Genomic DNA, 21669 nt, shown 5'->3' on the forward strand with positions numbered 1-21669 from the left:
CAGAGTCCGCCACAGCATTCGTTCCAAGGGGTACCCGGTGGTCGCCGGGCTGAGATCGCCGCGCGAGCGGGGGAACCCTTCGAACCTGACCCGGGTCGTGCCGGCGTAGGGATCGGAACCGCAGTCGCCCAAGGCTGGGCGCGCTGCCACTGCCATATCCCCGCGCCAGTCCGCCCCATGAGACGGAGCACGACATATGGCCGACATCCCCGCCCGCACCGAAATCGGCGTCACCACCGGACCCATCCGGGGCAGCCGCAAGATCTACGTCGGCCCCCACAAGGTCGCGATGCGTGAGATCGACCTCGAGCCGACCTCGGGCGAGCCGTCCGTGCGCGTCTACGACACCTCCGGCCCCTACACCGATCCCAGCGCCCGCATCGAGATCAACGCCGGCCTCCCCGCGATCCGCCGCGACTGGATCGTCGGGCGCGGCGACGTGGAAAGCTACGACGCCCGCGAACTCCGCCCCGAAGACAACGGCCAGCTCGGCCCGGACCGCTCCGGCGGCGTGCAGCCCTTCCCCAACGTCATCAAACGGCCGCTTCGCGCCAAGGCGGGCATGAACGTCAGCCAGATGCACTATGCCCGGCGCGGCATCATCACGCCCGAGATGGAATATGTCGCCGAGCGCGAAAACCTCGGCCGCGCGCGCCTGAAGGACTACGTCCGCGACGGGCAGGACTTCGGCGCCGCCATCCCCGATTACGTCACCCCCGAGTTCGTGCGCGACGAGATCGCGCGCGGCCGCGCCATCATCCCGAACAACATCAACCACCCGGAATCGGAGCCGATGGCCATCGGCCGCAACTTCCTGGTGAAGATCAACGCCAACATCGGCAACTCCGCCGTCGCCAGCAATGTGGCGAACGAGGTGGACAAGATGGTCTGGTCGATCCGCTGGGGCGCGGACACGGTGATGGACCTTTCGACGGGCCGCAACATCCACGACACGCGCGAATGGATCATCCGCAACAGCCCCGTCCCCATCGGCACCGTGCCGATCTATCAGGCGCTCGAAAAGGTCGGCGGCATCGCCGAAGACCTGACGTGGGAGATCTTCCGCGACACGCTGATCGAGCAGGCCGAACAGGGCGTCGACTATTTCACCATCCACGCGGGCGTGCGCCTGCCCTACGTCCCCCTCGCCGCCAAGCGTATGACCGGCATCGTGTCGCGCGGCGGCAGCATCATGGCGAAATGGTGCCTCGCGCATCACAAGGAATCGTTCCTCTACGAACGCTTCGACGAGATTACCGAGATCATGAAGGCGTATGACGTCGCCTACTCCCTCGGCGACGGCCTGCGCCCCGGCAGCATCTACGACGCGAACGACGAGGCGCAGTTCGCCGAGCTCTACACGCTCGGCGAACTGACCAAGCGCGCGTGGGCGCAGGATGTGCAGGTGATGATCGAAGGCCCCGGCCACGTGCCGATGCACAAGATCAAGGAGAATATGGAGAAGCAGCTCGAAGCCTGCGGCGAAGCCCCCTTCTACACGCTCGGGCCGCTCACCACAGACATCGCGCCCGGCTACGACCATATCACCAGCGCCATCGGCGCCGCGCAGATCGGCTGGTACGGCACCGCGATGCTTTGCTACGTGACGCCGAAGGAGCACCTCGGCTTGCCCGACCGGGACGACGTGAAGGTCGGCGTCGTCACCTACAAGCTCGCCGCCCACGCCGCCGACCTTGCCAAAGGCCACCCCGCCGCACAGGTCCGTGACGATGCGCTGTCAAAGGCCCGCTTCGAGTTCCGCTGGCGCGACCAGTTCAACCTGTCGCTCGATCCCGACACGGCGGAGCAATACCACGACCAGACGCTCCCGGCGGAAGGCGCCAAGTCGGCGCATTTCTGCAGCATGTGCGGCCCGAAGTTCTGCTCCATGAAGATCAGCCAGGAAGTCCGTGACTTCGCGAAGCTTCAAAATCAGGAAAGCGCGGGCTTCATCGCAGCAGAAGAAGCCGAAAAGGGCATGGCGGAAATGAGCCAGGTCTATGAGGATACTGGCCGCGAGCTCTATATGGGCGCGGGTGATCGGGAGCATGATTGACACCCCCAACTCGCCTCACAAAAGGCCAAGTTGTTGATGATTACAAATGGAACAGTCTCGACTTGATGAACGAGAATTTGGCGCTACGCTCCTGCTACATTTCGGAGGAGCAGAAGCACAATGCCACCCTTCATGGTTTCGACTGGGCTTATCCCAAAGATATTTTCTAGAATTCAGGAAGCCAAAGAGCCTGAAGACAGATATACGCAAAACTTCCAAGAAATAGTTCTTGGCTATGGCAGCGGCCAAGCCAAGACATTTATTCCTTTCCTAAAGCGGATGGGCTTCCTCGAGCCGGACGGACGCCCGACCGCCATTTACAAGCAATTTCGAAACCCGGATACTGCCGGGCCCGCTATGGCAAAGGCTATGAGGATCGGTTTCAAAGAAATCTTTGACCGAAACGAATACGCTCAAGACCTCTCTGACGAGAAGCTCCGGAACTTGCTTGTCGAAATGACTGGAAAGGACAAGGCATCTTCCACCGTTCAAAAGATCGCCGCCACATTTAAGTCATGCAAATCCCTTGCAGATTGAGGGCCGATCGCTCATTGCAAGCCATTGGCTGAGGACGAAGTACTTCGACTTCATTTGAGTTTGCGACATTGGTTCAGGTCGATGGGGGAATAATGGACAAAGCAATAAAGAAGGGCGTAAAATGGCTCTTCGGCATTTCACTGGGCTTTATTCTGTTGCTGGCGATTGCCGGCATAATCCTGCCGGAAACCTTTAAATCGCTGGGAACCTGGGGAGACTTCTTTGGCGGCGTCGCAAACCCTCTTCTAACCTTCCTAACATTTATAGCCGTTCTCGTAACCGTGTGGCTTCAGCACGAAGAGCTAGGATTAAGTAGAAAAGAACTTTCTAGATCAGCCGACGCCCTAGAAAGGCAAATAGAATCCTTGCACAAGCAAAATTTTGAAAATACGTTTTTTCAGATGCTATCCATACACAATGACATAGTGAATTCTATTGACCTTGCATCATCAGGAAAGCCTAATCAGTATGGAAGAGATTGCTTTTCTACGTTCTACACTAGACTAACTAAACTGTTTCGCGATGAAGAAAAAAGAAAACAACTTCTGTCAACAACATGCTTCCCAGAGCTTATACGAATTTCTGGAGAGATCATCAGCCAGAGCTCGGACACTATTACAGATATCTATTCAGGCTTGTTCTATTCGTAAAAAACTCGGAGATGGGATCAGATCTCTACATGAATCTATTGAGAGCTCAGCTATCTGATCAAGAGCTCTTGTTATTATTTTATAACGGCCTTTCCCCGAGTGGGGCCGCATTCAAACCGTTAATAGAAGAATGGGCCCTATTGGACAACATGCCCGTTATAAAGCTGCTCGATAAATCGCACTCGTCCCTTTACGAGAATTCGGCATTTGATAGCCAAACAGCAAGAGCCTTACGCTTGGAGAATGGGATAGGCTAACTCTCAAACCCCCACACCATGCTACGCTCCCACCCATGCGCGCCCGGAACCCGCTCTACGTCATGGCCAAGCCGCCGCCGGAGGTGCAGGCGGCGATCGCCGCGTTGCCGCGCAACGACCCCGGGCGCGGCCCCGACCTGCTCCATGTCACGCTCATCTCGCTCTACGACCTGCATTATGCACCGCCGGAGTGGCTGCCCGCGACCATCGCCGCGCTGGACAGCTTCGCCGCGGCGCCCTTTCCGCTCTACTTCGACCGGATCGAGAACCGCAAGGCGGTGACGCTGCGCACGCGCGATCCGCTGGCCGAGGCGCGGACGTTCCAGAAGGCGTTGGTCGACCATCTACTGCGCGAAAAGGCGCCGATCATGGACGGCACCACCCCCGAACCACACATCACGATCAACTATCGCGGCGACCGCCTGAACGCCCAGAAGATGCCGCCGATCGGCTGGACGGTCGACGAAATCATCCTGATGGAAAGCATCGTCGGCAAGACCACCCATGTCGAACACGGCCGGTGGTGGCTCCGCGGGGGCGCACCCTGAAAGCTACGGGTCCGTTTGCACCCCCACGCCAGCTCTGATGGTCGCTCCCATCGCCGGTACGAGCATGAGCAGAACGGCCTATCGTTAAAAGAGGAATCCCGGGCGGAATGGCGCGCGCTTATAACACGCTGAAGCTTACCATCGCACAATGCCGGGGCTGCTGCCGCACCTCAGAGGCTTGAACGGCAGTGTCGCTGCCCCGATCTATTCTGAGGCCATGGGAAAAACCGCCAACCACCTGACACCCTCCCCTGCCCGCGATCACGCTTTCCCGCCCGTGGCGGATGCACGGACGCGGCTGCTTGTGCTCGGCAGCCTGCCGGGGCGAGCGTCGCTCGCGGCGCAGGAATATTACGCCAATCCGGGAAACGGCTTCTGGCGGCTGATGGGTGCGGTGACGGGTGTGGACCTTCCCGCGCTGTCCTATGCGGCGCGGCTGGAGGCGCTGCTGGCGCGTGGTATCGGGCTGTGGGACGTGATCGCGCACGCGCAGCGTTCGGGAAGCCTCGACAGCGCCATTCGCGATCCCGCCGCGCGCGACCTCGCCGCGATGGCGGACGCGCTGCCGGCGCTGGAGACGATCGCCTTCAACGGACGCACCGCCGAGCGGATCGGGCTGCGCCAGCTGGGTGAGGACGCGGCGCGCTGGCGCGTGCTGACGCTGCTATCGAGCAGCGGCGCCTGCGCCGTGCGCGCGGCGGTAAAACAGGCGGACTGGATGCGCCTGCGCGCGTGTCTCGCGCCGCCGCTCAGCTCTTGAGCGTAACGAGCCCGCCCGGCTTGTTCGATGGCTGCGAGACGTTGGTCTTCTTGGGCTTTTCCGCCTTGGGTTTGCGGGCTTCCTTGTTCGACTTCATCTGACCCTTGGCCATTGCCGTATCCTTGTTTCGCCGGAGCGGATGCTCCGCAGCCGTCCTTAGCCGTATTCACCTACGGATGCGCCGGAAATCGGCAGAACCGGATGGCGCTTCGTGCGTTGTATTGACGGGGTTGTAGTCGTTCCTCTTTTGTTCTATTTAAGGAACAGAATGCAGGTTCGACGGAACGGATGAGAGGCGTGTCATGCAAAACGTCGTTTTCCATCGCTATTTCCTCGCGCTGCGGCCGCCGTCGCTGCTCGCGACCACGCTCGGGCTGATGGGGCCGGTCTACCGGCTCGCCGGAACCCGGCTCCCCGCCGAGCGGCTGCACATCACGCTCGCGATGATCGGCGGCACCTATGAAACGCCGCAGCCGCGGCTCGTTGAACGCATCGGCGAGGCGCTGCACGACGTCGCTCTCCCCGCGCAACGCCCCGTACTCGATCAGCTGGTGCGCGCGAACGACCGCGCGCTGCTCACCGCATCGGAGCCGCTGACGTTCATCGAGAGCTTCCGGCACGATCTCGTGCAGCGCCTTGCCGAGGCGGGTGTCGCGGCAGACGTACCGGCGTCGCCCCCGCACATGACCCTCGCGCACGGCCACCAGTGGCGCACAGGGACGGAGGCGGTCGATCCGATCAGCTGGCGCGCGGACGAGCTTGTGCTCATCGAAAGCCATGTCGGCGCGGGGCGCCACGTTACGCACGGATCGTGGTCGCTCGGCGAGGTTACGGAGAAGGTGCAACTTCCGCTGCCATTCGCCTGGGCCGCGTGAGCCTGTGAGCGGGGGACGGATACGCGTCGGCATTGGCGGCTGGACCTACGCGCCGTGGCGCGGGACGTTCTACCCGCAGGGCCTCGCGCAGGCGCGGGAGCTTGAATATGCCGCCGCACGGCTCGGCGCGATCGAGATCAACGGCACCTTTTACAGCAGCTTCAAGCCTGCGAGTTTCGCGAAGTGGGCAGAGGCCGCGCCCGAAGGCTTCCTGTTCAGCGTGAAGGCGTCGCGCTTTACCACGGTCCGCAAAAAGCTGGGCGACGGCGCGGAGTCGGTCGCGAAGTTTCTGGGGCAAGGTCTTGACGCGCTCGAAGAGAAGCTCGGCCCTATCCTCTGGCAGTTCCCGCACACCAAGGCGTTCGACGCGGAAGACTTCGCGGGTTTCCTGAAGCTGCTGCCCGCGAAGATCGGGTCGCGCCCCCTGCGCCATGCGCTGGAGGTCCGCCATGCGAGCTTCGAGGATGCCGCGTTCGTGCGCCTCGCGAAGGATGCAGGCGCGGCGATCGTCTACGCCGACAAGGCCGGCTACCCGACGATCGACGAGGCCACCGCCGATTTCGCCTACGCCCGCCTGCAGCGCGCAGAGGAGGACGTGCCCACCGGCTACACCCCCGCCGCGCTCGATGATTGGGCCGCCAAGGCGCGCGGCTGGGCGAAGCGTGGCGACACGTTCGTGTTCATGATCAACGGCGCCAAGCTCCGCGCGCCCGCAGCGGCCCAAGCGCTGATCGCGCGGCTTTAGCGCTTTTTCACGAACTCTGCGCGCAGGACGAGGCCTTTGATACCCTCGAACCGGCAGTCAATTTCCTGTGGGTCGCCAGTGAGGCGGATGGATTTGATCACCGTGCCGACCTTCAGCGTCTGCCCCGCGCCCTTCACCTTCAGATCCTTGATGAGCGTCACGCTGTCCCCGTCCGCGAGCAGGTTGCCCGCCGCGTCGCGCACTTCCACCACGGACCGCGCGGCAGCTTCAGCGGCGCTGATCCACTCGCCGGTTTCCTCGTCGTACACGTATTCTTCGTCGGCCATTCATCTTCCTTGTCGTCGCACACCAGGGCGGTTCGCCTTCCTCCCTGCCCCGCTTCACCGCATGGAGCAATGCACACGGAAGAAAATACCGCTAAATCATACCATGGGGAGGGAGAGAGAGTGGCGATGACTTACGTGGATGGTTTCGTGCTCGCTGTGCCGCAGGATCGGCTGGAAGATTACCGCAAGCTCGCCGAACTGGCGGGCACGGTGTGGATGGACCATGGCGCGCTTTCCTATGTCGAGTGCGTCGCCGACGATGTGCCGTACGGCGAGTTGACGTCGTTTCCTCGCGCGGTGCAGGCAAAGGACGGCGAGGTCGTGGTGTTTTCGTGGATCACTTACCCGTCACGCGAGGCACGGGATGCGATCAACGCCAGGGTCATCGCCGACGAACGCATGAAGCATGACCACGAGAACGCCCCGTTCGACGGAAAGCGCCTGATCTACGGTGGATTCAAGACGTTCCTGAGCTTCTGAAGCCTACTTTGTGCCCTTGGCCTTCGCGCCCGCGTGCGCGGCGTGCCACGATTTCACTGCGGCCAACGTGCCTGTGATATGGCCCTTGGGCGCCATTTCCGAATGCACGAAGATGATCTTGCCATCGGGCGCGATCACATAGGACGTGCGGTTCGAACGGCTGGGCATCATCGCCAGCGGCACGTCGTATTTGTCGATGAGCGCCTTGTCCGCGACGCCGACCGCGAACTTGTTGCGGCATTCCTTCACCGAGAATTCGTTGAGCTTTTCGATCGGATCGTTGGACATGCCGATCACCGTGGCGCCCATTTTCGCGAAGTCATCAGTCGCTTCGGCAAAGGCATTGGCCTCGACCGTGCAGCCCGGCGTGAAGGCCGCAGGGAAGAAATAGAGCACGACCGGGCCTTTCTTCAGCGCCGAAGCGAGCGCGAAATCGAACGGCTTCCCCGCGAGCGCCGCCTTGGTCGTGAACACGGGGGCCGTTGCCCCCACCGCGAGCGCGGCAAGCGCGGGACTGGCGAGGGCGATGGTGGCGGCCATGGTGGCGGCGGCAAGGCTGAACAGACGCATCGGGCAATCCTCCTAGGGGGAACTTTGACGCGCAGGCTAGGCCCAAATCACCCAGGCTCCAAGGCGCTTTTCGGTGCGCCGTGCGTTCATTCGGCATGAGACTGAAATATGGAGGCGCAGGATGTTCGTGGCGGCCTATTGGTGGAAAGTGAAACCCGGCAAGGAAGCGCAGTTCCGTGCGGCGTGGCGACGCGGCACCGAACTCATCCGCGAACACTACGGCAGCCTCGGTTCGCGGCTGCTCCGGGATTCGGAAGGCCGCTTCATCGGCGTGGCCGAGTGGCCCGACGAAGCAACCTGGCGCCGGGCCTATGACGCCAAGATGACGTACGACGACCCTGAAACGCGCGCGGCTTTCGTGGATGCGATTGAGGATGCGGCAGACGATCCGCTGCTGCTGATGGAGGTGACTGACGATCTGCTCGACCGCGCGGATGACAAGCCCGGTTGATCACTGCCATAATGGCGCAAGAGTTCTGAACGGGAGGGAAAGAGAAATGCGGACGCTGGTGATCCTGCTCGCCGGGTTTGTGGCCGTGGCCTGCGACAATGCAGCCCCGGCGGATCAGCCCAAGGTGGATGTCACGGACCCGAACAGCGTGGATGCGGCGGCAGGCGGCACGACGCCGGAAGCCGACATCGAAACCGCTTCGCCGGCACCGGCGGAGGGCGGCGCACCCGGAGCCGATCTGGCCGCGTACGCCGGCAAGTACCCGTTCGACAAGGTGAACGACCTTGCCTTCTTTGATCATCCCACAGTGAAGGCCGCCGTTGCCGAGGCCATTCCAGACAAGACGGTTCTGGCATGGGTGATGGGCGAAAAAGGTGGGCCTTCAGCCCCGATCGAGATGAAAAACGGCAAGGTCATGTCATGGGCGTGCGAGCAGCACAATTGCGGCGACCACCAGTGGACCGTGCTGATCGACTCCACCGGAACGAATGCCGAGGTCTGCTATCAGGATGCCGCCGCACTTCCCGGCAAGACACGCTGGTATCGCGCAGGGGCGGCGCCCGAGACGCGCGAGGGCACCTGTCAGCTCTGATCAGACGGGTTTGGCAACGCCCCTGACAATCAGGCCGCCGAGGAGCGGCGCGATCACTCCCGCGACCTGCATCCAGAACGGCACGCCCGGAATCGTGAAGCCGTTGTAGAGACACGCGGCGATGATCAACCCGGCGACGACCCAGACCGCGGGCACCCAGCGCGCGATCCGCACGGCGATGAAGCCGCCGATCAGCGTGGCGAGGAGCCAGCCCAGTGCCATGACGACTTTCGCTGTCATGGGCACCGCCGCGAAACCTTGCGCAGGCATTGACGCCGCATCAGGCACCAGCATCCGGCTCACGTAATCCATCACGCCGACGACCAGCATGGCGACAACAATGCCTGCGATCGTGCCCAATATCCTGCGCGCCATCGGATTGCCCTCCCACCGCGCGGGGAGAATAGCGCAATTCGGCGCGCGCGTCAGCGCTTCAGCACATAATAGAGGACATAGAGCCACGAGAAGAAGCCGTGAACGATCGCCCAGAGGATGGATTTGTGGAGGCTCCAGGAGATCGTGATCGCGAGCGCCGTGCCAAAGCCGATACCTGCCTTTGCGGTTGAAATCGTGACCGACAGCGTGTCCGCCATTGCTCGTCTCCACTGACCGTATTGCGGGGGTGAGGAATAGCGGCTGTCGATGTTCTTTACACCCTTGAAAGTAGGCCGTCCGGCTCGCCGCCGGAATGCGCCGTTTCCGTCATCTGGCATGGTCCATGCTTTGTCTCCCCCCGACCCTGGGGCCACCCTCGGCGGCATTCGGAACCGCGGCATACGACAACGAGAACAACGACCATCTCACCCGCTCCGACCGGCGATCACCCGCCGATGTGCCGACCGCGAACAGAACGGTGCTTGAAAAACGGGTCACGCTGCCAAAACGGGCGGCCTCGGTTTCATACCGGGGCCGCCCTATAAGCTCCCCACATTGCCGCGGCGCACTGGCAACAAAGATGCCGGTGGTGCATTGTCGCCCTCGGGCGCCCATCCCCCATATGCTGAGGGCGCCCTCGCCTTCGTTCGCACGTGAAAAGAGGGAGCCATCGCCATGACGACCGACCGTTTACCCGAAAATCAAAACTGGGTGGCCTCGACGGGCCTTTCGCGCCGGGGCGTGCTCATTGGCGGCACGTTTGCCGCCGGGTTCGCCGCCGCCGTGCAGCCTGTCGCCGCCAGCACGCTCAAGACCGATCTCAAGGGTCTCGACGAGCGGATGCTCTCGATCTCCGTGCAGCAGGGCCAGATGCCCGCCTACCGCGTGAAACCCGCAGGCAGCGGCCGCGCGCCGGTGATCCTGGTGGTGCACGAGATTTTCGGCGTCCACGAATGGATCAAGGACATCTGCCGCCGTCTCGCGCACGCAGGCTATTACGCAATCGCCCCCGATCTTTACGCGCGCTGGGGCGACGCCACGAAGGAGTCGGACATCCAGACACTGATCTCGGGCATCGTTTCGAAGGTGCCCGACGCGATCGTGATGGACGATCTCGATCGGGCTGCGGCATTCGCGGCGGCGGACGGCGGCGATTCTTCAAAGCTCGGCATCACCGGCTTCTGCTGGGGCGGACGCATCACGTGGCTCTACGCCGCCCGCAGCCCACGCGTGGACGCGGGCGTCGCGTGGTACGGGCGGCTGACGGGCGAGAACAAACCGCCGATCATTACCAGCCAGCCCATCGAGATCGCCGCGCGGCTGAAGGCGCCGGTGCTCGGGCTTTACGGCGGCAAGGACAAGGGCATCCCTGTTGCCGACGTGGATGCGATGAAGGCCGCGCTCGAAAAGGCGAAGTCGCCCTCGAAGATCATCCTCTACCCCGAAGCCGACCACGGCTTCCTCGCCGACTATCGCCCCAGCTACGACCCTGCGGCGGCAAAGGCCGCTTGGGGGGAGGCGCTCGGCTGGTTCAAGGCAAAGCTGAAATAGCTCAGCCGGAGATGTCGCGCCCGCGCGTTTCTGGAAGGTAGAAATACGTCACCAGCATTGCGACGGTGACGATGATGAAGGTGTACCAGAGACCGCCGAACACAGCGCCCGAGGATACGACGATATATTGCGAGACGAGCGGCAGCAGCCCGCCGAAGACGCCCGTGCCGATGTGGTAGGGCACCGACATGGACGTATAGCGGATGCGCGCGGGAAACAGCTCGACGAGCATGGCGGCGGCCGGGCCATAGGTCATGCCGGTAAGCAGCGTGAGCACCGCCGCGGCGAGGACGACAAGCCATCCCTGCCGCTCGCCGCTGTCCGAGCTTTCAGGATAGCCCGCCGCGCCGAGCGCCGTGCGGAAGGCTTCGGGCCGAAACCCCTGAATGCGCGCATCGGCGACACGGACCTCGACCTCCGCCACATCCTCGGGCGCGCGCGTATAGTTGACGCCGTTCGCCGCGAACCATTCCAGCGTTTCGGCGCAGGCGCCCTGCTGGCCGTCAGCGAAGGGATCGTAGCGGCACCCTTCGGGCGTGACGATGGTGACCGGGTGCGCGGTGATCGCGCGCTCCAGCGCCGGGTTCGCCGCCGCCGAGATCAGCCAGTAAAGCGGGAACAACAGCACGAGCGTAAGCGCGAAGCCGGTAAGGATCACAGGCTTGCGCCCGATCTTATCGGAGAGCCAGCCAAAGAAGATGAAGCTCGGCGCGCCGAGGACGACGGCGGCGCCGACGAGGAGGCGCGCGTCGGCCTCCGCCACTCTCGCCGCGCCCTGCAGGAAATAGAGCGTGTAGAACTGCGCGTTGTACCAGATCACCGTGAAGCCCGCGGCGATGCAGAGCGCGACAAGGATGCGGCCGAGATTGCCCTTCTCGCGGATGCTCTCGACAAAGGGGTTCGCTGCGGTCTTCCCCGCCGCCTTCATCGCGCGGAACACGGGGCTCTCGTTCAGCTTCATGCGAATCCAGATCGAGATCGCGAGCAGGATAAGCGAGGCAAGGAACGGAATGCGCCAGCCCCACGCCTCGAAGGCTTCCTTGCCGATAATCGCTGTCGTGGAGACGACGACGATGATCGACAGCAGGAAACCGCCGACCACGGCGATCTGAATCCAGCTCGTATAGAACCCGCGCCGGTGCGCGGGCGCGTGCTCTGCCACGTAGACTGCCGCGCCGCCATATTCGCCGCCGAGCGCGAGGCCCTGCGCGAAGCGAAGCCCGACGAGGATCAGCGGCGCGGCAACGCCGATCTGCGCATAGGTCGGCAGCAGGCCAATCGCGGCGGTGGCAAGGCCCATGACGGTGATCGTCACGAGGAACGTGTATTTCCGCCCCACCTTGTCGCCGAGATAGCCGAACAGCACGGCACCGAGCGGGCGGACGAGGAAACCTACGGCAAAGGTTGCAAGGCTGAGCAGGAAGGCGAGCGTTTCGCTTTCCACCTGAAAGAACATGCGCCCGAGCAGCGCGGCGAGCGTGCCGTAGATAAAGAAATCATACCATTCGAAGACGGTACCAAGCGACGAGGCGAGGATCACCAGCCGGTCGCGTTTGACGTCGAATTCCTCTTCGGCGCGGTCGTCCGTCCCCATGTCCCCCCCAATGTTTTTCTCAGGTGCGCAGCGTCTCGTCGAAGCGGAAGGGTTCGCCGATGGCGGCACCGATGAGACCCGCATCCCACATCACGCGGCGGCCGCGGATGATCGTGCCGACGGGGCGCCCGGTGAGCGTAACGCCCTCGAACGGCGACCAGCCGCACTTGGATTGCAGCCAGTCGTTCTCGATCGTCCAGCGCGACTTGAGATCGACGATGCTGAAATCGGCGTCGAAGCCCGGCGCGATACGGCCCTTGGCGGTGAGGCCAAACAGGCGCACGGCACCCGCCGACGTAAGATCGACGACGCGCTCCAGCGTCACGCGCCCCGCCGCCAGATGATCGAGCAGCAGCGGCAGTAGCGTCTGCACGCCGGGCATCCCGCTCGGGCTCGCCGGATAGGGCTTCGCCTTCTCTTCCTTGGTGTGCGGCGCGTGGTCGGAGCCCCAAACATCGGGCACGCCCTGCCGGAGCCAGTGCCACAGCCCGTCGCGGTGCGCGCCCGAACGGATCGGCGGGTTCATCTGCGCATAGGTGCCGAGGCGCGGATAGGCCTCCTCCCCCGCCAGCGTCAGGTGCTGCGGCGTCACCTCGCAGCTCGCGATGTCCTTGTGCTGCGCTAGCAGTTCCAGTTCGGCGGGCGTGGTGACATGCAGCACATGAATGCGCCGCTTCGCCTCGCGCGCGAGGCCGAGCACGCGGCGCGTGGCGAGGATGGCCGACTCGTCGTCGCGCCAGACCGGATGGCTGGAGGGGTCACCCTCCACGCGCAGATCCTTGCGCGCCTGCATCCGGGGTTCGTCCTCGGCATGGATGGCGACGCGGCGGCGGCCCGATTTCAACACCTTGAGCAGCGTGGCATCGTCCTCCACCAGCAAACTGCCGGTAGAGGCGCCCATGAACACCTTCACGCCGCACGCGCCGGGGAGCATTTCAAGCTCGCGGAGCTTTTCCGCGTTCGCATCGGTCGCGCCCACGTAGAAGGCATGTTCGCACCACATGCGGCCCTTGGCGCGTGCCAGCTTGTCGGCGAGCGCTTCGGCAGTATCGGTATTCGGATTGGTGTTCGGCATTTCGAACACGCCCGTCACTCCGCCCATCACGGCGGCGCGGCTTCCCGATTCGAGGTCTTCCTTGTGCTCAAGGCCGGGCTCGCGGAAGTGGACCTGCGTATCGATGACGCCGGGCAGGACGGTGAGGCCCGTGCAGTCGATCACCTCGCCCGCATCCGCGAAAGACCCGAGCGCCGCGATGCTACGCCCGCGCACCCCCACATCGGTCTGGACAAGGCCCGCAGGCGTGAAGACGTGGCCGCCCTTCAGGACGAGATCGAAGCTCTGGCTCATGAACGCGATGCTATACCCCCTTGCACGTGGCGCACCAGTCCCTAGCTTCTTCTCATGATTGCATATCTTGATGATCGCAGCGTGCTCCTGGTCTCTGGCGAGGACGTGCGGGGGTTCCTGAACGGGCTTGTTACGAGCGACGTGTCTGAAACGGCGCTGACGCCGGAAACACCGGTGTGGGCGGGGCTGCTCACCGCCCAGGGCAAGTATATAGCGGACATGATCCTCTACGACGGCGGCGAGGCGGGCATCTTCATCGATGTCCACAAAAGCCGCGCCGACGATCTTGCAAAGAAGCTGAGGATGTACCGGCTGCGCCGCGCCATCGACATCGCGCCCTCGCAGCTTCGCGTCTTCGCGGGCTGGAAGGAACGCGCGCTCTCCCGTCCCCACGATCCCCGCCTCCCCGCGCTCGGCCACCGCTGGCTCGCGGCGGGCGGTTCGGTGGATGCAAGCGCGGCGGACTGGCACACATGGCGCATCGGGCTCGGCGTGCCCGACACGCCCGACTTTGAGATCGACAAGACCATGTGGCTGGAAACGAACGCCGCCGAGCTGAACGGGGTGAGTTTTTCGAAGGGCTGCTACGTCGGACAGGAAAACACCGCGCGTATGAACTGGCGCGCCAAGGTGAACAAGCGCTTCCTGCCGGTTATGCTGGCCGACCCGGTGGGCGAGAATCGCACGATCATGGCCGGAGACCGCGAGGCGGGCACGCTGCGCAGCTTCGCAGGCGCGCACGGTATCGCCTATCTGCGCGTGGAGTATGCCGACGCGCTGCTCACGCTCGACGGGCATCCGGTCAGCGTGGAATGGCCGGAATGGCTGCCGCGCCCGGCTGAGGGGGAGGACCGAGAATGACGAAGAAGAAGCCGCAGCGGATGCGCGACGATCGCAAGCTGCTGTTCATCCTCGGCGTCTGCGGGGTGCTGCTGGCCGCGATGTTCGTGCTGATGTCGAGCTAAGCGCGCGCTGACCCTCTCCCCGGCGGGGAGAGGGAGCGGGTGTTAGCCCAGCCGCGCCAGCGCTGCCCTGAGCCGCTCCGCCTCGGCAGACTTCTCCGCATGGTCCGCGCGCGCCTTCTCGACCGCTTCCGGCTTCGCCTTGTCGACAAACGCCGGATTGCCGAGACGCCCCGCGAGACTGTCGCGCTCCTTCTCCGCCGCCGCCGCGTTCTTTTCGAGACGCACGCGCTCGGCGGCAAGGTCGATGACGCCTTCGAGCGGCAGCACATAAGTCGCCTCGTCGACGACGATCTGCGCTGCGCCGCCCGCCGGGGCAGGTTCGTGCGAGATGCCCTCGATGCGGGCCAACCGCTCGACCATCGAGCGGTTGGTCTCAAGCCGCGCAACAGTGACCGGCGAGCAATCGCGCACGTGCAGAGGCAGCTTCGTGCCCGGGGGTACGCCAAGCTCGGTGCGGCTGGAGCGGATTTCGGAAACGAGCCGGATCAGCCAGTCGATCTCCGCCGAGGCGGTAGCATCGACCGCGCCGACCTCCACCCACTTCGCGGTGATGAGATCGTGCCCGCCCCGGTCGCCGAGCGCGTGCCAGAGTTCTTCCGTCACAAACGGCATCACCGGGTGGAGCATGACCAGAATCTGATCGAGCGCCCAGCCCGCAACGGTACGCGTTTCGTCCGCGCCTTCCCCGCCTTCGGCGAGCACCGGCTTGATGAGTTCGAGATACCAGTCGCAGAAACGGCTCCACGTGAACTGGTAGATCGCGTCCGCATAGGCATCGAAGCGCAGCTCGGCCATCGCGGTTTCGAGCGCCTGCGCGGTCGCGGCAACCTCGGCGATGATCCAGCGGTTGACGGCGCGCGAGGCGGCGGGCGCCACAATGGCTCGCGAGGCTTCGATGCCGTTCGACTGGCAGAAACGCGCGGCGTTCCACAGCTTGGTCGCGAAGTTGCGGTAGCCCTCGACCCGGCGCTCGTCCATCTTCACGTCGCGGCCCTGGCTCTCCATCGCCGCCATGAAGAAGCGCAGCGCATCGGCGCCATATTTGTCGATGAGGCCGAGCGGATCGACGACATTGCCCTTCGACTTCGACATCTTCTGTCCGTCCGCCGCGCGGACGAGGCCATGCAGATAGAGCCGCTTCCACGGCACATCGCCCATGAAGTGCAAGCCCTGCATCGCCATGCGCGCATCCCAGAAGAACAGGATGTCGAAGCCCGAAATGCAGAGATCGTTCGGGTAATGCTTGTTCAGGAGCGGCGCGTCGGCATCGGGCCAGCCGAGCGTCGCGAACGGCCAGAGCGCGGACGAGAACCACGTGTCGAGGACGTCTTCGTCACGAGTGAGCTTCCTGTTGCCCGCGAGCGTCTGCGCTTCATCTTCAGTTTCCGCGACAAAGACGTTTCCGTCCTCGTCGAACCAAGCCGGAATCCGGTGCCCCCACCAGAGCTGGCGGGAGACACACCACGGCTGGATGTTTTCCATCCAATTGAAGAAGGTCTTTTCCCACGTCTTCGGGACGATCTCGATGGCGCCGCTGCGGACCGCTTCAATGGGCTTTTTCGCCAGTTCCTCGGCATTCACGTACCACTGGTCGGTGAGCCACGGCTCGATAACCACGCCGCCGCGATCGCCGAAGGGCGTCTGGATCGTGCGCGGTTCGGCGTCGTGCTGCGTTTCCTCGCCGTCTTTGTCCTTCGAGACATGCGGGATCAGGAAGCCCAGCCCCTTCAACTGCTCGACGACCAGCCCCCGCGCATCGAACCGGTCGAGGCCGAGATATTCGGGCGGAATACGGCCGTCCGCCGTCTGCACAACCTTCGCTTCGGCATCGAACATGTTGAGCATGTCGGCGGGCTTGATGCCGGCGCGCTTGCCGACCTCGAAGTCGTTGAAGTCGTGGCCGGGCGTGATCTTCACCGCGCCGGAGCCGAGTTCGGGGTCGGCGTGTTCGTCGGCGACGATGGGCACGAGGCGGTTCGAAAGCGGCAGTTTCACGTGCTTGCCGATGACAGCCTTGTAGCGCTCATCGTCGGGATGCACGGCCACCGCCATATCGGCGAGCATCGTTTCCGGGCGCGTCGTGGCCACCTCGATGTAATCGCGACCATCGACGAGCGTCGCGCCGTCCGCGAGCGGGTATTTGAAGCGCCAGAAGTGACCCTTCACCTCGCGCGTTTCGACCTCGAGGTCGGAAATCGCGGTTTTCAGCTTCGGGTCCCAGTTCACCAGCCGCTTGTCGCGGTAAATGAGGCCCTGATTGTAGAGGTCCACGAACACCTTCACGACCGCGCGCGTGAAGTGCGGGTCCATCGTGAACTGCTCGCGGCTCCAATCCATCGAGCAGCCGAGGCGGCGAAGCTGGCGCGTGATCTGGCCGCCGCTTTCGGCCTTCCAGTCCCACACCTTCGCGATGAAATCCTCGCGGCTGTAGTTGGTGCGCTTGTCCTGCTTTTCTTCAAGCTGGCGCTCCACCACCATCTGCGTGGCGATGCCGGCATGATCGGTGCCGACCACCCAGAGCGCATCCTTGCCGCGCAGCCGCTCGTAGCGGACGACGATGTCCTGCAGCGTGTTGTCGAGCGCGTGGCCGATATGGAGGCTGCCCGTGACGTTGGGCGGCGGGTTTACGATCGTGAACGGCGCCGCATCCGGGCGTTCGGGACGGAATTTCCCGTTCTCTTCCCAGTATTTGTACCAGCGGGCCTCGATTTCGCCCGGCGCGAAGGTTTTTTCGATCGTCATGTGCGTCCCTTTGCCAGCGATGCTGCGATGCGGCAAGCGGAGGGTCGCTACTTGCGTGTGATGCGGGCGATCTCGCGCGCGACCATCTGCTCGACGATCTCGGGGAGGTTGGCATCGAGCCAGGACTTCAGCATCGGCTGCAGCATCTCGCGGACGAGACCTTCGAGCGTTTCCGGCCCCGTCCCGTCGCCGTGCAAACGCATGGACGAGAGCGCCGAGAAACTTTCCGACGCTTTCGCCAGAACCTGTTCGGAAACCGTGGACTGCGCTGCTTCCGAAAGCTCCAGCACCGCTGACGGCTCGGCCTCGAACCGCGCGCCGGTGTCGTCCAGCGGTTCATCCTCGTCGTCGAAGTCGGGTTCCGGCTCCGGCTCGCGCACGCGCTCGCCGTCATCCTCCGCGATAATGCGGCGGATCGACGCGAGGATTTCCTCCATCGTGGGTTCGGGCTTGCCTGCCATATGTGCGATTTAGCGCCAATCGCCGGGCGTTGTCACGCGGCTACTGCTGGACACTCGGCGGAACCGGCGGTCCCATCGTGTCCGGCGCCCTCACCTGCGTCGTCACGGGCTGCCTGTCGCCAGGTGCCCAGTCCACCCAGTGCCGCTTCGCCTGCGCCGTATAGGCCTCTGGGCGATAGACCTCGACCGGCAGGTCAAGGTCGTCCGCCTCGGCGCGGCCCACAGTGGCGAGCAGCGCATACGCGGCCACGAACGCATCGCGCTCGGCACGCACGAGGGTGACGCGCGCGTCGAGCAACTCCTGCTCGGCATTCAGCACATCAAGGATATCGCGCGAGCCGACCTCGTTCTCGGCGCGCGTGCCTTCAAGCGCGAGTTCGTTGGCGCTGACCTGAATCTTGGCCGATTCGATCGTCGAGCGGGCACTTTGCAGGTTTTCCCAGGCCTGACGCGCGCTTTCGATCGTGTCACGTTCGGCGGAAAGCGCGTTCTGCTCGGCCTGCGAAAAGCGCGCCTGCGCCTCCCGGATGCGCGAACCCTGCACGCCCGCCTGGAAGATCGGCAGCGTCAGCGTCGCGCCGATGTTCTGCGTATAATCGATACCGCTGGTGCGTACGCCCGCGCCCGCAGCGGAAAGGCCGCGGAAGTTCGTGTAACCGACGCCGAAGGTCGCATCGACGCTCGGCAGGCGCGCGCCCTTCTGCACGCGAACGTCCTGACGCGCGGCTTCCTGCTCGGACTTCGCGGCGAGCATGAACGGGCTGTCGGCAAGCGCGAGGTCGATCGCCTGCTGCTGCGTGCCGGGAATGATCGGCGGCAGCTGCGGCTGCTCAAGGTTCTCAGGCGCGCGGCCCACGACGCGTTCGTAGGTCGCGCGCGCATTCGCAAGGTTGCCGAGTGCGGCGATGTTCTGGCTGCGCGCGAGCGCGAGGCGTGCATCGCTCTGTGCAACGTCCGTACGGGTCAGGTCGCCGACTTCGAAACGGTCGTTCGATGCCTGCAACTGGCGTTCCAGCACGCGCACCTGGTTCGAAGTGAGATCCACTTCGGCCTGCAGGCGCAGCACATCCATATAGGCGACGACGGTATCGAAAATCGTCTGGTTCTCAGTCCCGCGAAGCTGTTCGCGGCCCGCAATCTCGCGGTTCTTCGCGGCCTTGAGACCGGCCTGCAGACGGCCGCCGCGATAAACGGGCTGCGAGAGCTGCACGCCGACCGTGACAAGACGGCTCATGTCGTTGAAACGGCCCGGCCCGGTGGTTTCCTGATTGAGCGCGGCCTGCGCCCCAACGGTGGGACGGAACTCGCCGAGCTGCTGCACGACACCTTCGGACACCGCCTGCTGGCCCGCACGGGCGCCCGCAAGCACGGGGTTGTTGGCATAAGCGGCGGCCATCGCGTCGCGGAGGCTTTCCGCCGCCGCCGGTGTTGCCACAAGCGCAGCGAGCGCCGCGCCCCCCATCAGAACGAAAAACCTGCCACCCATTCGCCCGCTCCTAGAACTCGAAAACCCGCGGCCGCTCGAAACCCTTGAGCCGTGGTGCGCCCGCTTCGAGCAGACGCGTCCAGCCGACATGCCCGCCCGAAACACGGCCCACCGCAACACTCGGTGCCGCGCCGCGCTCGGCGAGCACAGCCGCGATGCACCCACCGTCGCGGACCTGCGCGACGAGCGCGTCAGGTACATCCTCGACCTCGCCCTCGATCAGCAGCACATCATACGGCGCGCCCTCGGCGCAGCCCTCGGCAAGCGGCCCTTCGACGACGCTGACGTTGGAAACGCCCGTCTTGGAGATTGCGGAAGACGCGCGGCGCACCAGCGTCGCATCGTCCTCGACAAGCGTGACGTGCGCGCACAGCCGCGCGAGGATCGAGGCCGAATAGCCCGTGCTGCCGCCCACGATGAGCGCGCGCTCCGTCGGCGCCACTTCAAGCGCGGACATCAGCAGGCAGCCGACGAGCGGCGCGGGGATCGCGCGGCCAGGGACGACCTCAAGCGCCTCGTCCAGATAGGCAAGCGAGGAGAGTTCGGCGGGAACATACATCTCGCGCGGCACATATTTGATGGCGGCGATGAGATTGGGCTCGACGATGCCGTTCGGACGCAGCTGGCTGTCGATCATCGCGCTGCGCATCTTCCTGAAGTCCGGCAATTTCACGGGCTTCGCGTCCTCCTGAACCTGTTCCTGGTGTTATATATAAATAACACACCAAATTTGCAAGCCGCCGCCCGCCTGGGGCGCGGCGCGGCCGCTTCCGGCTTTAAGAGTTTCGCGCGGCAACGCCAAGGCGGAAAGTCAGCGCCTGTCCATTCCTGTGCGCCTTCTGTCGAAAGGCAACACCGAAGCGGCGTTTACAGAGGCATTTACACCAGCACCGACGATGGTCTAGAGAGCGCGCCTCCCGCATCGAGGCCCGATGGCGGAGTGGTTACGCAGAGGACTGCAAATCCTTGCACGCCGGTTCGATTCCGGCTCGGGCCTCCAGACTTCCCCACGCCTCCGCATTTCGTCCGTCGGGAACGCGCGCGTCTCTTGCAGTTCATGGAAATGAATTTCCATTAGCCAACTCATTCAGGTTGAATTTTTCCATTCAGGACATGCAATATCCTGAATGGCGAATCGCCGAGGGGATGGGAGTTCACGACGGATGATAAATCGGAAAGTCTTTCGCTGGCTGGGTGTGGCGCCAGTCGTCCTGCTGCTCGCGCACGCCGCCCCTCTTCCCGCCGCAGCCGAAAGCGCGACGCGCATCACCGCGAGCAAGGCGGCGACCGCCGGGATCGACAAGGTGATGGCGGACGGGATCGCCAGCGGAAAAATCGCCGGCGGCTCCGTGGGCGTGATGAAGGACGGCAAGATCGTCTTCCTGAAAGGCTACGGCTACTCCGACCTTGAAGACGGGCAGACGGTGAAGGCGGATACGATCTTCCGCATCGGCTCGATCACCAAGCAGTTCACATCCGCAATGCTGATGATGCTCGTGGAGCGCGGGCAGCTTTCGCTCAGCGACCCGATCAGCAAGTACTTCCCCGATTTCCCGAAGGCCGACGGCATCACCGTTAGGCACCTGCTCAACCACACGTCGGGCATCCACAGCTATACCGACAAGAACTTCGCATCGCGCGGATGGCGTGCGCACGACACGAACGAGATGGTCTCCTACATCGCGGGGCAGGACAATCTCACCGACTTCGCGGTTGGCGAAGATTATCGCTACAACAATTCAGCCTATGTGCTGGCAGCCGCGATCGTCGAGAAGCTCACGGGCAAGCCGTATGGCGTCGCGCTTGAAGAGATGATCACCAAGCCGCTCGGCCTCAACGACACGGCTTATGACGACGAGCGCGCGATCGTTCCGCGCCGCGCCAAAGGTTATGACCTGCTGAACGACAAGCTCGCCAATCCCCTGCCGCTTTCGGTGAGCGTGGCGCACGGCGCCGGCGCGATGCGCTCGACCGCGGCGGACATGCTGCGCTGGCAGGATGCACTGTTCTCCGGCAAGGTCGTGAAGCCCGAAAGCCTCGCACTGATGATCGAACCCTCGAAGCTGAAGGACGGGCGCCTGACGAGCGCGGTGAGCAAGTCCTTCCCGAGCGGCCCGCCGCCGCTGGAATACGGCCTCGGCCTCGCCGTGGGCGAGCGTGACGGTCGCCGTATCGTAGGCCATGGCGGCGCCATCAACGGCTTCAATGCGGCGCTCTACACCTACCCGGACGAGAAGACGGCCATCGTCCTTCTCGTCAACACCCAGGGCGGCGCCAACCAGCGCTATTATGACGTGGCGAAAGCATGGTTCGAAGGCAACGGCGGAGCGAAGAAGTGA

The 21669-nt window shown here is 63.9% G+C and carries 24 protein-coding genes, 1 tRNA gene and 1 riboswitch; of the genes, 14 read left to right on the top strand and 11 right to left on the bottom strand.

Features of this window, described 5'->3' with window-relative positions:
- Positions 1–16 precede the first annotated feature (16 nt).
- Positions 17–130, top strand: a riboswitch (TPP riboswitch).
- 66 nt (positions 131–196) lie between these two features.
- The 5 genes from thiC (at position 197) to AAC014_RS03405 (ending at position 4808) form a co-directional block, all read left to right on the top strand.
- Positions 197–2056 (top strand): phosphomethylpyrimidine synthase ThiC, encoded by a 1860-nt coding sequence (gene thiC, locus AAC014_RS03385; protein ID WP_339704097.1) that lies wholly within the window; start codon positions 197–199, stop codon positions 2054–2056.
- A gap of 120 nt (positions 2057–2176) precedes the next feature.
- Positions 2177–2593, top strand: a complete 417-nt coding sequence (locus AAC014_RS03390; RefSeq protein WP_339704099.1) for a DUF5343 domain-containing protein — start codon at positions 2177–2179, stop codon at positions 2591–2593.
- A gap of 92 nt (positions 2594–2685) precedes the next feature.
- On the top strand, positions 2686–3243 hold the full coding sequence (locus tag AAC014_RS03395; protein WP_339704101.1) for a hypothetical protein: 558 nt from the start codon (positions 2686–2688) through the stop codon (positions 3241–3243).
- A 292-nt stretch (positions 3244–3535) separates the two neighbouring features.
- Entirely contained in the window at positions 3536–4048 is a 513-nt protein-coding gene (locus AAC014_RS03400) for a 2'-5' RNA ligase family protein (protein ID WP_339704103.1), read from the top strand.
- 277 nt (positions 4049–4325) lie between these two features.
- Positions 4326–4808, top strand: a complete 483-nt coding sequence (locus AAC014_RS03405) for a DNA-deoxyinosine glycosylase (RefSeq protein ID WP_339704105.1) — start codon at positions 4326–4328, stop codon at positions 4806–4808.
- Here AAC014_RS03405 and AAC014_RS03410 read toward each other — a convergent pair.
- Positions 4798–4920, bottom strand: coding sequence for a hypothetical protein (locus AAC014_RS03410; RefSeq protein WP_293778774.1), 123 nt, complete (start codon positions 4918–4920; stop codon positions 4798–4800). The two genes, AAC014_RS03405 and AAC014_RS03410, sit on opposite strands and share 11 nt — an antisense overlap.
- A 190-nt stretch (positions 4921–5110) precedes the next feature.
- On the opposite strand from AAC014_RS03410, the gene AAC014_RS03415 reads away from it, so the two are divergent.
- Positions 5111–5683, top strand: a complete 573-nt coding sequence (locus AAC014_RS03415) for a 2'-5' RNA ligase family protein (protein ID WP_339704108.1) — start codon at positions 5111–5113, stop codon at positions 5681–5683.
- Positions 5684–5687: 4 nt separating this feature from the next.
- A complete protein-coding gene (locus tag AAC014_RS03420; RefSeq protein WP_339704110.1) occupies positions 5688–6428 on the top strand; it encodes a DUF72 domain-containing protein in 741 nt (246 codons plus the stop codon).
- Here AAC014_RS03420 and AAC014_RS03425 read toward each other — a convergent pair.
- Positions 6425–6715 carry an alkylphosphonate utilization protein gene (locus tag AAC014_RS03425; protein ID WP_339704112.1) on the bottom strand — a complete coding sequence of 97 codons (291 nt, stop codon included), beginning with the start codon at positions 6713–6715 and terminating at the stop codon, positions 6425–6427. The genes AAC014_RS03420 and AAC014_RS03425 overlap by 4 nt on opposite strands.
- Before the next feature lie 126 nt (positions 6716–6841).
- On the opposite strand from AAC014_RS03425, the gene AAC014_RS03430 reads away from it, so the two are divergent.
- Complete coding sequence (locus tag AAC014_RS03430; RefSeq protein WP_339705331.1) at positions 6842–7195, top strand: DUF1428 family protein; 354 nt, start codon at positions 6842–6844, stop codon at positions 7193–7195.
- A 3-nt stretch (positions 7196–7198) separates the two neighbouring features.
- Here the strand turns inward: AAC014_RS03430 and AAC014_RS03435 are convergent, their stop codons facing one another.
- Positions 7199–7765 carry a peroxiredoxin gene (locus AAC014_RS03435; protein WP_339704114.1) on the bottom strand — a complete coding sequence of 189 codons (567 nt, stop codon included), beginning with the start codon at positions 7763–7765 and terminating at the stop codon, positions 7199–7201.
- 121 nt (positions 7766–7886) lie between these two features.
- Between AAC014_RS03435 and AAC014_RS03440 the strand changes: the two genes are divergently transcribed.
- Both AAC014_RS03440 and AAC014_RS03445 read left to right on the top strand, forming a co-directional pair.
- Positions 7887–8216 (top strand): antibiotic biosynthesis monooxygenase, encoded by a 330-nt coding sequence (locus AAC014_RS03440; RefSeq protein WP_339704115.1) that lies wholly within the window; start codon positions 7887–7889, stop codon positions 8214–8216.
- A 46-nt stretch (positions 8217–8262) separates the two neighbouring features.
- Positions 8263–8808, top strand: a complete 546-nt coding sequence (locus AAC014_RS03445; RefSeq protein ID WP_339704117.1) for a hypothetical protein — start codon at positions 8263–8265, stop codon at positions 8806–8808.
- Here AAC014_RS03445 and AAC014_RS03450 read toward each other — a convergent pair whose 3' ends face one another.
- Together AAC014_RS03450 and AAC014_RS03455 are read right to left on the bottom strand one after the other, a co-directional pair.
- On the bottom strand, positions 8809–9183 hold the full coding sequence (locus AAC014_RS03450) for a hypothetical protein (RefSeq protein WP_339704118.1): 375 nt from the start codon (positions 9181–9183) through the stop codon (positions 8809–8811).
- A gap of 50 nt (positions 9184–9233) precedes the next feature.
- Complete coding sequence (locus AAC014_RS03455; RefSeq protein ID WP_339704120.1) at positions 9234–9401, bottom strand: hypothetical protein; 168 nt, start codon at positions 9399–9401, stop codon at positions 9234–9236.
- Between the two features lie 457 nt (positions 9402–9858).
- Here AAC014_RS03455 and AAC014_RS03460 point away from each other — a divergent pair, with 457 nt between their 5' ends.
- Positions 9859–10734, top strand: coding sequence for a dienelactone hydrolase family protein (locus AAC014_RS03460; RefSeq protein WP_339704122.1), 876 nt, complete (start codon positions 9859–9861; stop codon positions 10732–10734).
- Position 10735: 1 nt separating this feature from the next.
- Here AAC014_RS03460 and AAC014_RS03465 read toward each other — a convergent pair whose 3' ends face one another.
- Complete coding sequence (locus AAC014_RS03465; protein ID WP_339704124.1) at positions 10736–12328, bottom strand: MFS transporter; 1593 nt, start codon at positions 12326–12328, stop codon at positions 10736–10738.
- Between the two features lie 19 nt (positions 12329–12347).
- Positions 12348–13676, bottom strand: coding sequence for a dihydroorotase (locus AAC014_RS03470; protein ID WP_339704126.1), 1329 nt, complete (start codon positions 13674–13676; stop codon positions 12348–12350).
- A 54-nt stretch (positions 13677–13730) separates the two neighbouring features.
- Between AAC014_RS03470 and AAC014_RS03475 the strand changes: the two genes are divergently transcribed.
- The gene (locus AAC014_RS03475) at positions 13731–14537 is read left to right on the top strand and encodes a folate-binding protein (RefSeq protein WP_339704128.1); all 807 of its coding nucleotides are present in this window, start codon (positions 13731–13733) and stop codon (positions 14535–14537) included.
- Positions 14538–14683: 146 nt separating this feature from the next.
- On the opposite strand, the gene AAC014_RS03480 is transcribed toward AAC014_RS03475, so the two are convergent.
- The 4 genes from AAC014_RS03480 to AAC014_RS03495 are packed head-to-tail and all read right to left on the bottom strand — an operon-like array spanning position 14684 to position 20003.
- On the bottom strand, positions 14684–17383 hold the full coding sequence (locus AAC014_RS03480) for a valine--tRNA ligase (RefSeq protein ID WP_339704130.1): 2700 nt from the start codon (positions 17381–17383) through the stop codon (positions 14684–14686).
- Between the two features lie 47 nt (positions 17384–17430).
- The gene (locus AAC014_RS03485) at positions 17431–17844 is read right to left on the bottom strand and encodes a DUF2497 domain-containing protein (protein WP_339704132.1); all 414 of its coding nucleotides are present in this window, start codon (positions 17842–17844) and stop codon (positions 17431–17433) included.
- 40 nt (positions 17845–17884) lie between these two features.
- Positions 17885–19330 (bottom strand): TolC family outer membrane protein, encoded by a 1446-nt coding sequence (locus AAC014_RS03490; protein ID WP_339704134.1) that lies wholly within the window; start codon positions 19328–19330, stop codon positions 17885–17887.
- A gap of 10 nt (positions 19331–19340) precedes the next feature.
- Positions 19341–20003: a protein-L-isoaspartate O-methyltransferase gene (locus AAC014_RS03495; protein WP_339704136.1), complete on the bottom strand. Its 663-nt coding sequence runs from the start codon at positions 20001–20003 to the stop codon at positions 19341–19343.
- A gap of 253 nt (positions 20004–20256) precedes the next feature.
- On the opposite strand from AAC014_RS03495, the gene AAC014_RS03500 reads away from it, so the two are divergent.
- Both AAC014_RS03500 and AAC014_RS03505 read left to right on the top strand, forming a co-directional pair.
- A tRNA-Cys gene (locus AAC014_RS03500) sits at positions 20257–20330 on the top strand.
- Positions 20331–20493: 163 nt separating this feature from the next.
- Entirely contained in the window at positions 20494–21669 is a 1176-nt protein-coding gene (locus AAC014_RS03505; RefSeq protein ID WP_339704137.1) for a serine hydrolase domain-containing protein, read from the top strand.

Origin of the sequence: uncultured Sphingosinicella sp. (assembly GCF_963974575.1) — a bacterium.
Lineage (GTDB): Bacteria > Pseudomonadota > Alphaproteobacteria > Sphingomonadales > Sphingomonadaceae > Sphingosinicella.

Bases quoted from the DNA above. Each gene is read 5' to 3' on its own strand.
- thiC (WP_339704097.1), top strand. From the start codon at position 197: ATGGCCGACATCCCCGCCCGCACCGAAATCGGCGTCACCACCGGACCC.
- AAC014_RS03390 (WP_339704099.1), top strand. From the start codon at position 2,177: ATGCCACCCTTCATGGTTTCGACTGGGCTTATCCCAAAGATATTTTCT.
- AAC014_RS03395 (WP_339704101.1), top strand. From the start codon at position 2,686: ATGGACAAAGCAATAAAGAAGGGCGTAAAATGGCTCTTCGGCATTTCA.
- AAC014_RS03400 (WP_339704103.1), top strand. From the start codon at position 3,536: ATGCGCGCCCGGAACCCGCTCTACGTCATGGCCAAGCCGCCGCCGGAG.
- AAC014_RS03410 (WP_293778774.1), bottom strand. From the start codon at position 4,920: ATGGCCAAGGGTCAGATGAAGTCGAACAAGGAAGCCCGCAAACCCAAG.
- AAC014_RS03415 (WP_339704108.1), top strand. From the start codon at position 5,111: ATGCAAAACGTCGTTTTCCATCGCTATTTCCTCGCGCTGCGGCCGCCG.
- AAC014_RS03425 (WP_339704112.1), bottom strand. From the start codon at position 6,715: ATGGCCGACGAAGAATACGTGTACGACGAGGAAACCGGCGAGTGGATC.
- AAC014_RS03430 (WP_339705331.1), top strand. From the start codon at position 6,842: ATGACTTACGTGGATGGTTTCGTGCTCGCTGTGCCGCAGGATCGGCTG.
- AAC014_RS03435 (WP_339704114.1), bottom strand. From the start codon at position 7,765: ATGCGTCTGTTCAGCCTTGCCGCCGCCACCATGGCCGCCACCATCGCC.
- AAC014_RS03440 (WP_339704115.1), top strand. From the start codon at position 7,887: ATGTTCGTGGCGGCCTATTGGTGGAAAGTGAAACCCGGCAAGGAAGCG.
- AAC014_RS03445 (WP_339704117.1), top strand. From the start codon at position 8,263: ATGCGGACGCTGGTGATCCTGCTCGCCGGGTTTGTGGCCGTGGCCTGC.
- AAC014_RS03450 (WP_339704118.1), bottom strand. From the start codon at position 9,183: ATGGCGCGCAGGATATTGGGCACGATCGCAGGCATTGTTGTCGCCATG.
- AAC014_RS03455 (WP_339704120.1), bottom strand. From the start codon at position 9,401: ATGGCGGACACGCTGTCGGTCACGATTTCAACCGCAAAGGCAGGTATC.
- AAC014_RS03460 (WP_339704122.1), top strand. From the start codon at position 9,859: ATGACGACCGACCGTTTACCCGAAAATCAAAACTGGGTGGCCTCGACG.
- AAC014_RS03465 (WP_339704124.1), bottom strand. From the start codon at position 12,328: ATGGGGACGGACGACCGCGCCGAAGAGGAATTCGACGTCAAACGCGAC.
- AAC014_RS03470 (WP_339704126.1), bottom strand. From the start codon at position 13,676: ATGAGCCAGAGCTTCGATCTCGTCCTGAAGGGCGGCCACGTCTTCACG.
- AAC014_RS03475 (WP_339704128.1), top strand. From the start codon at position 13,731: ATGATTGCATATCTTGATGATCGCAGCGTGCTCCTGGTCTCTGGCGAG.
- AAC014_RS03480 (WP_339704130.1), bottom strand. From the start codon at position 17,383: ATGACGATCGAAAAAACCTTCGCGCCGGGCGAAATCGAGGCCCGCTGG.
- AAC014_RS03485 (WP_339704132.1), bottom strand. From the start codon at position 17,844: ATGGCAGGCAAGCCCGAACCCACGATGGAGGAAATCCTCGCGTCGATC.
- AAC014_RS03490 (WP_339704134.1), bottom strand. From the start codon at position 19,330: ATGGGTGGCAGGTTTTTCGTTCTGATGGGGGGCGCGGCGCTCGCTGCG.
- AAC014_RS03505 (WP_339704137.1), top strand. From the start codon at position 20,494: ATGATAAATCGGAAAGTCTTTCGCTGGCTGGGTGTGGCGCCAGTCGTC.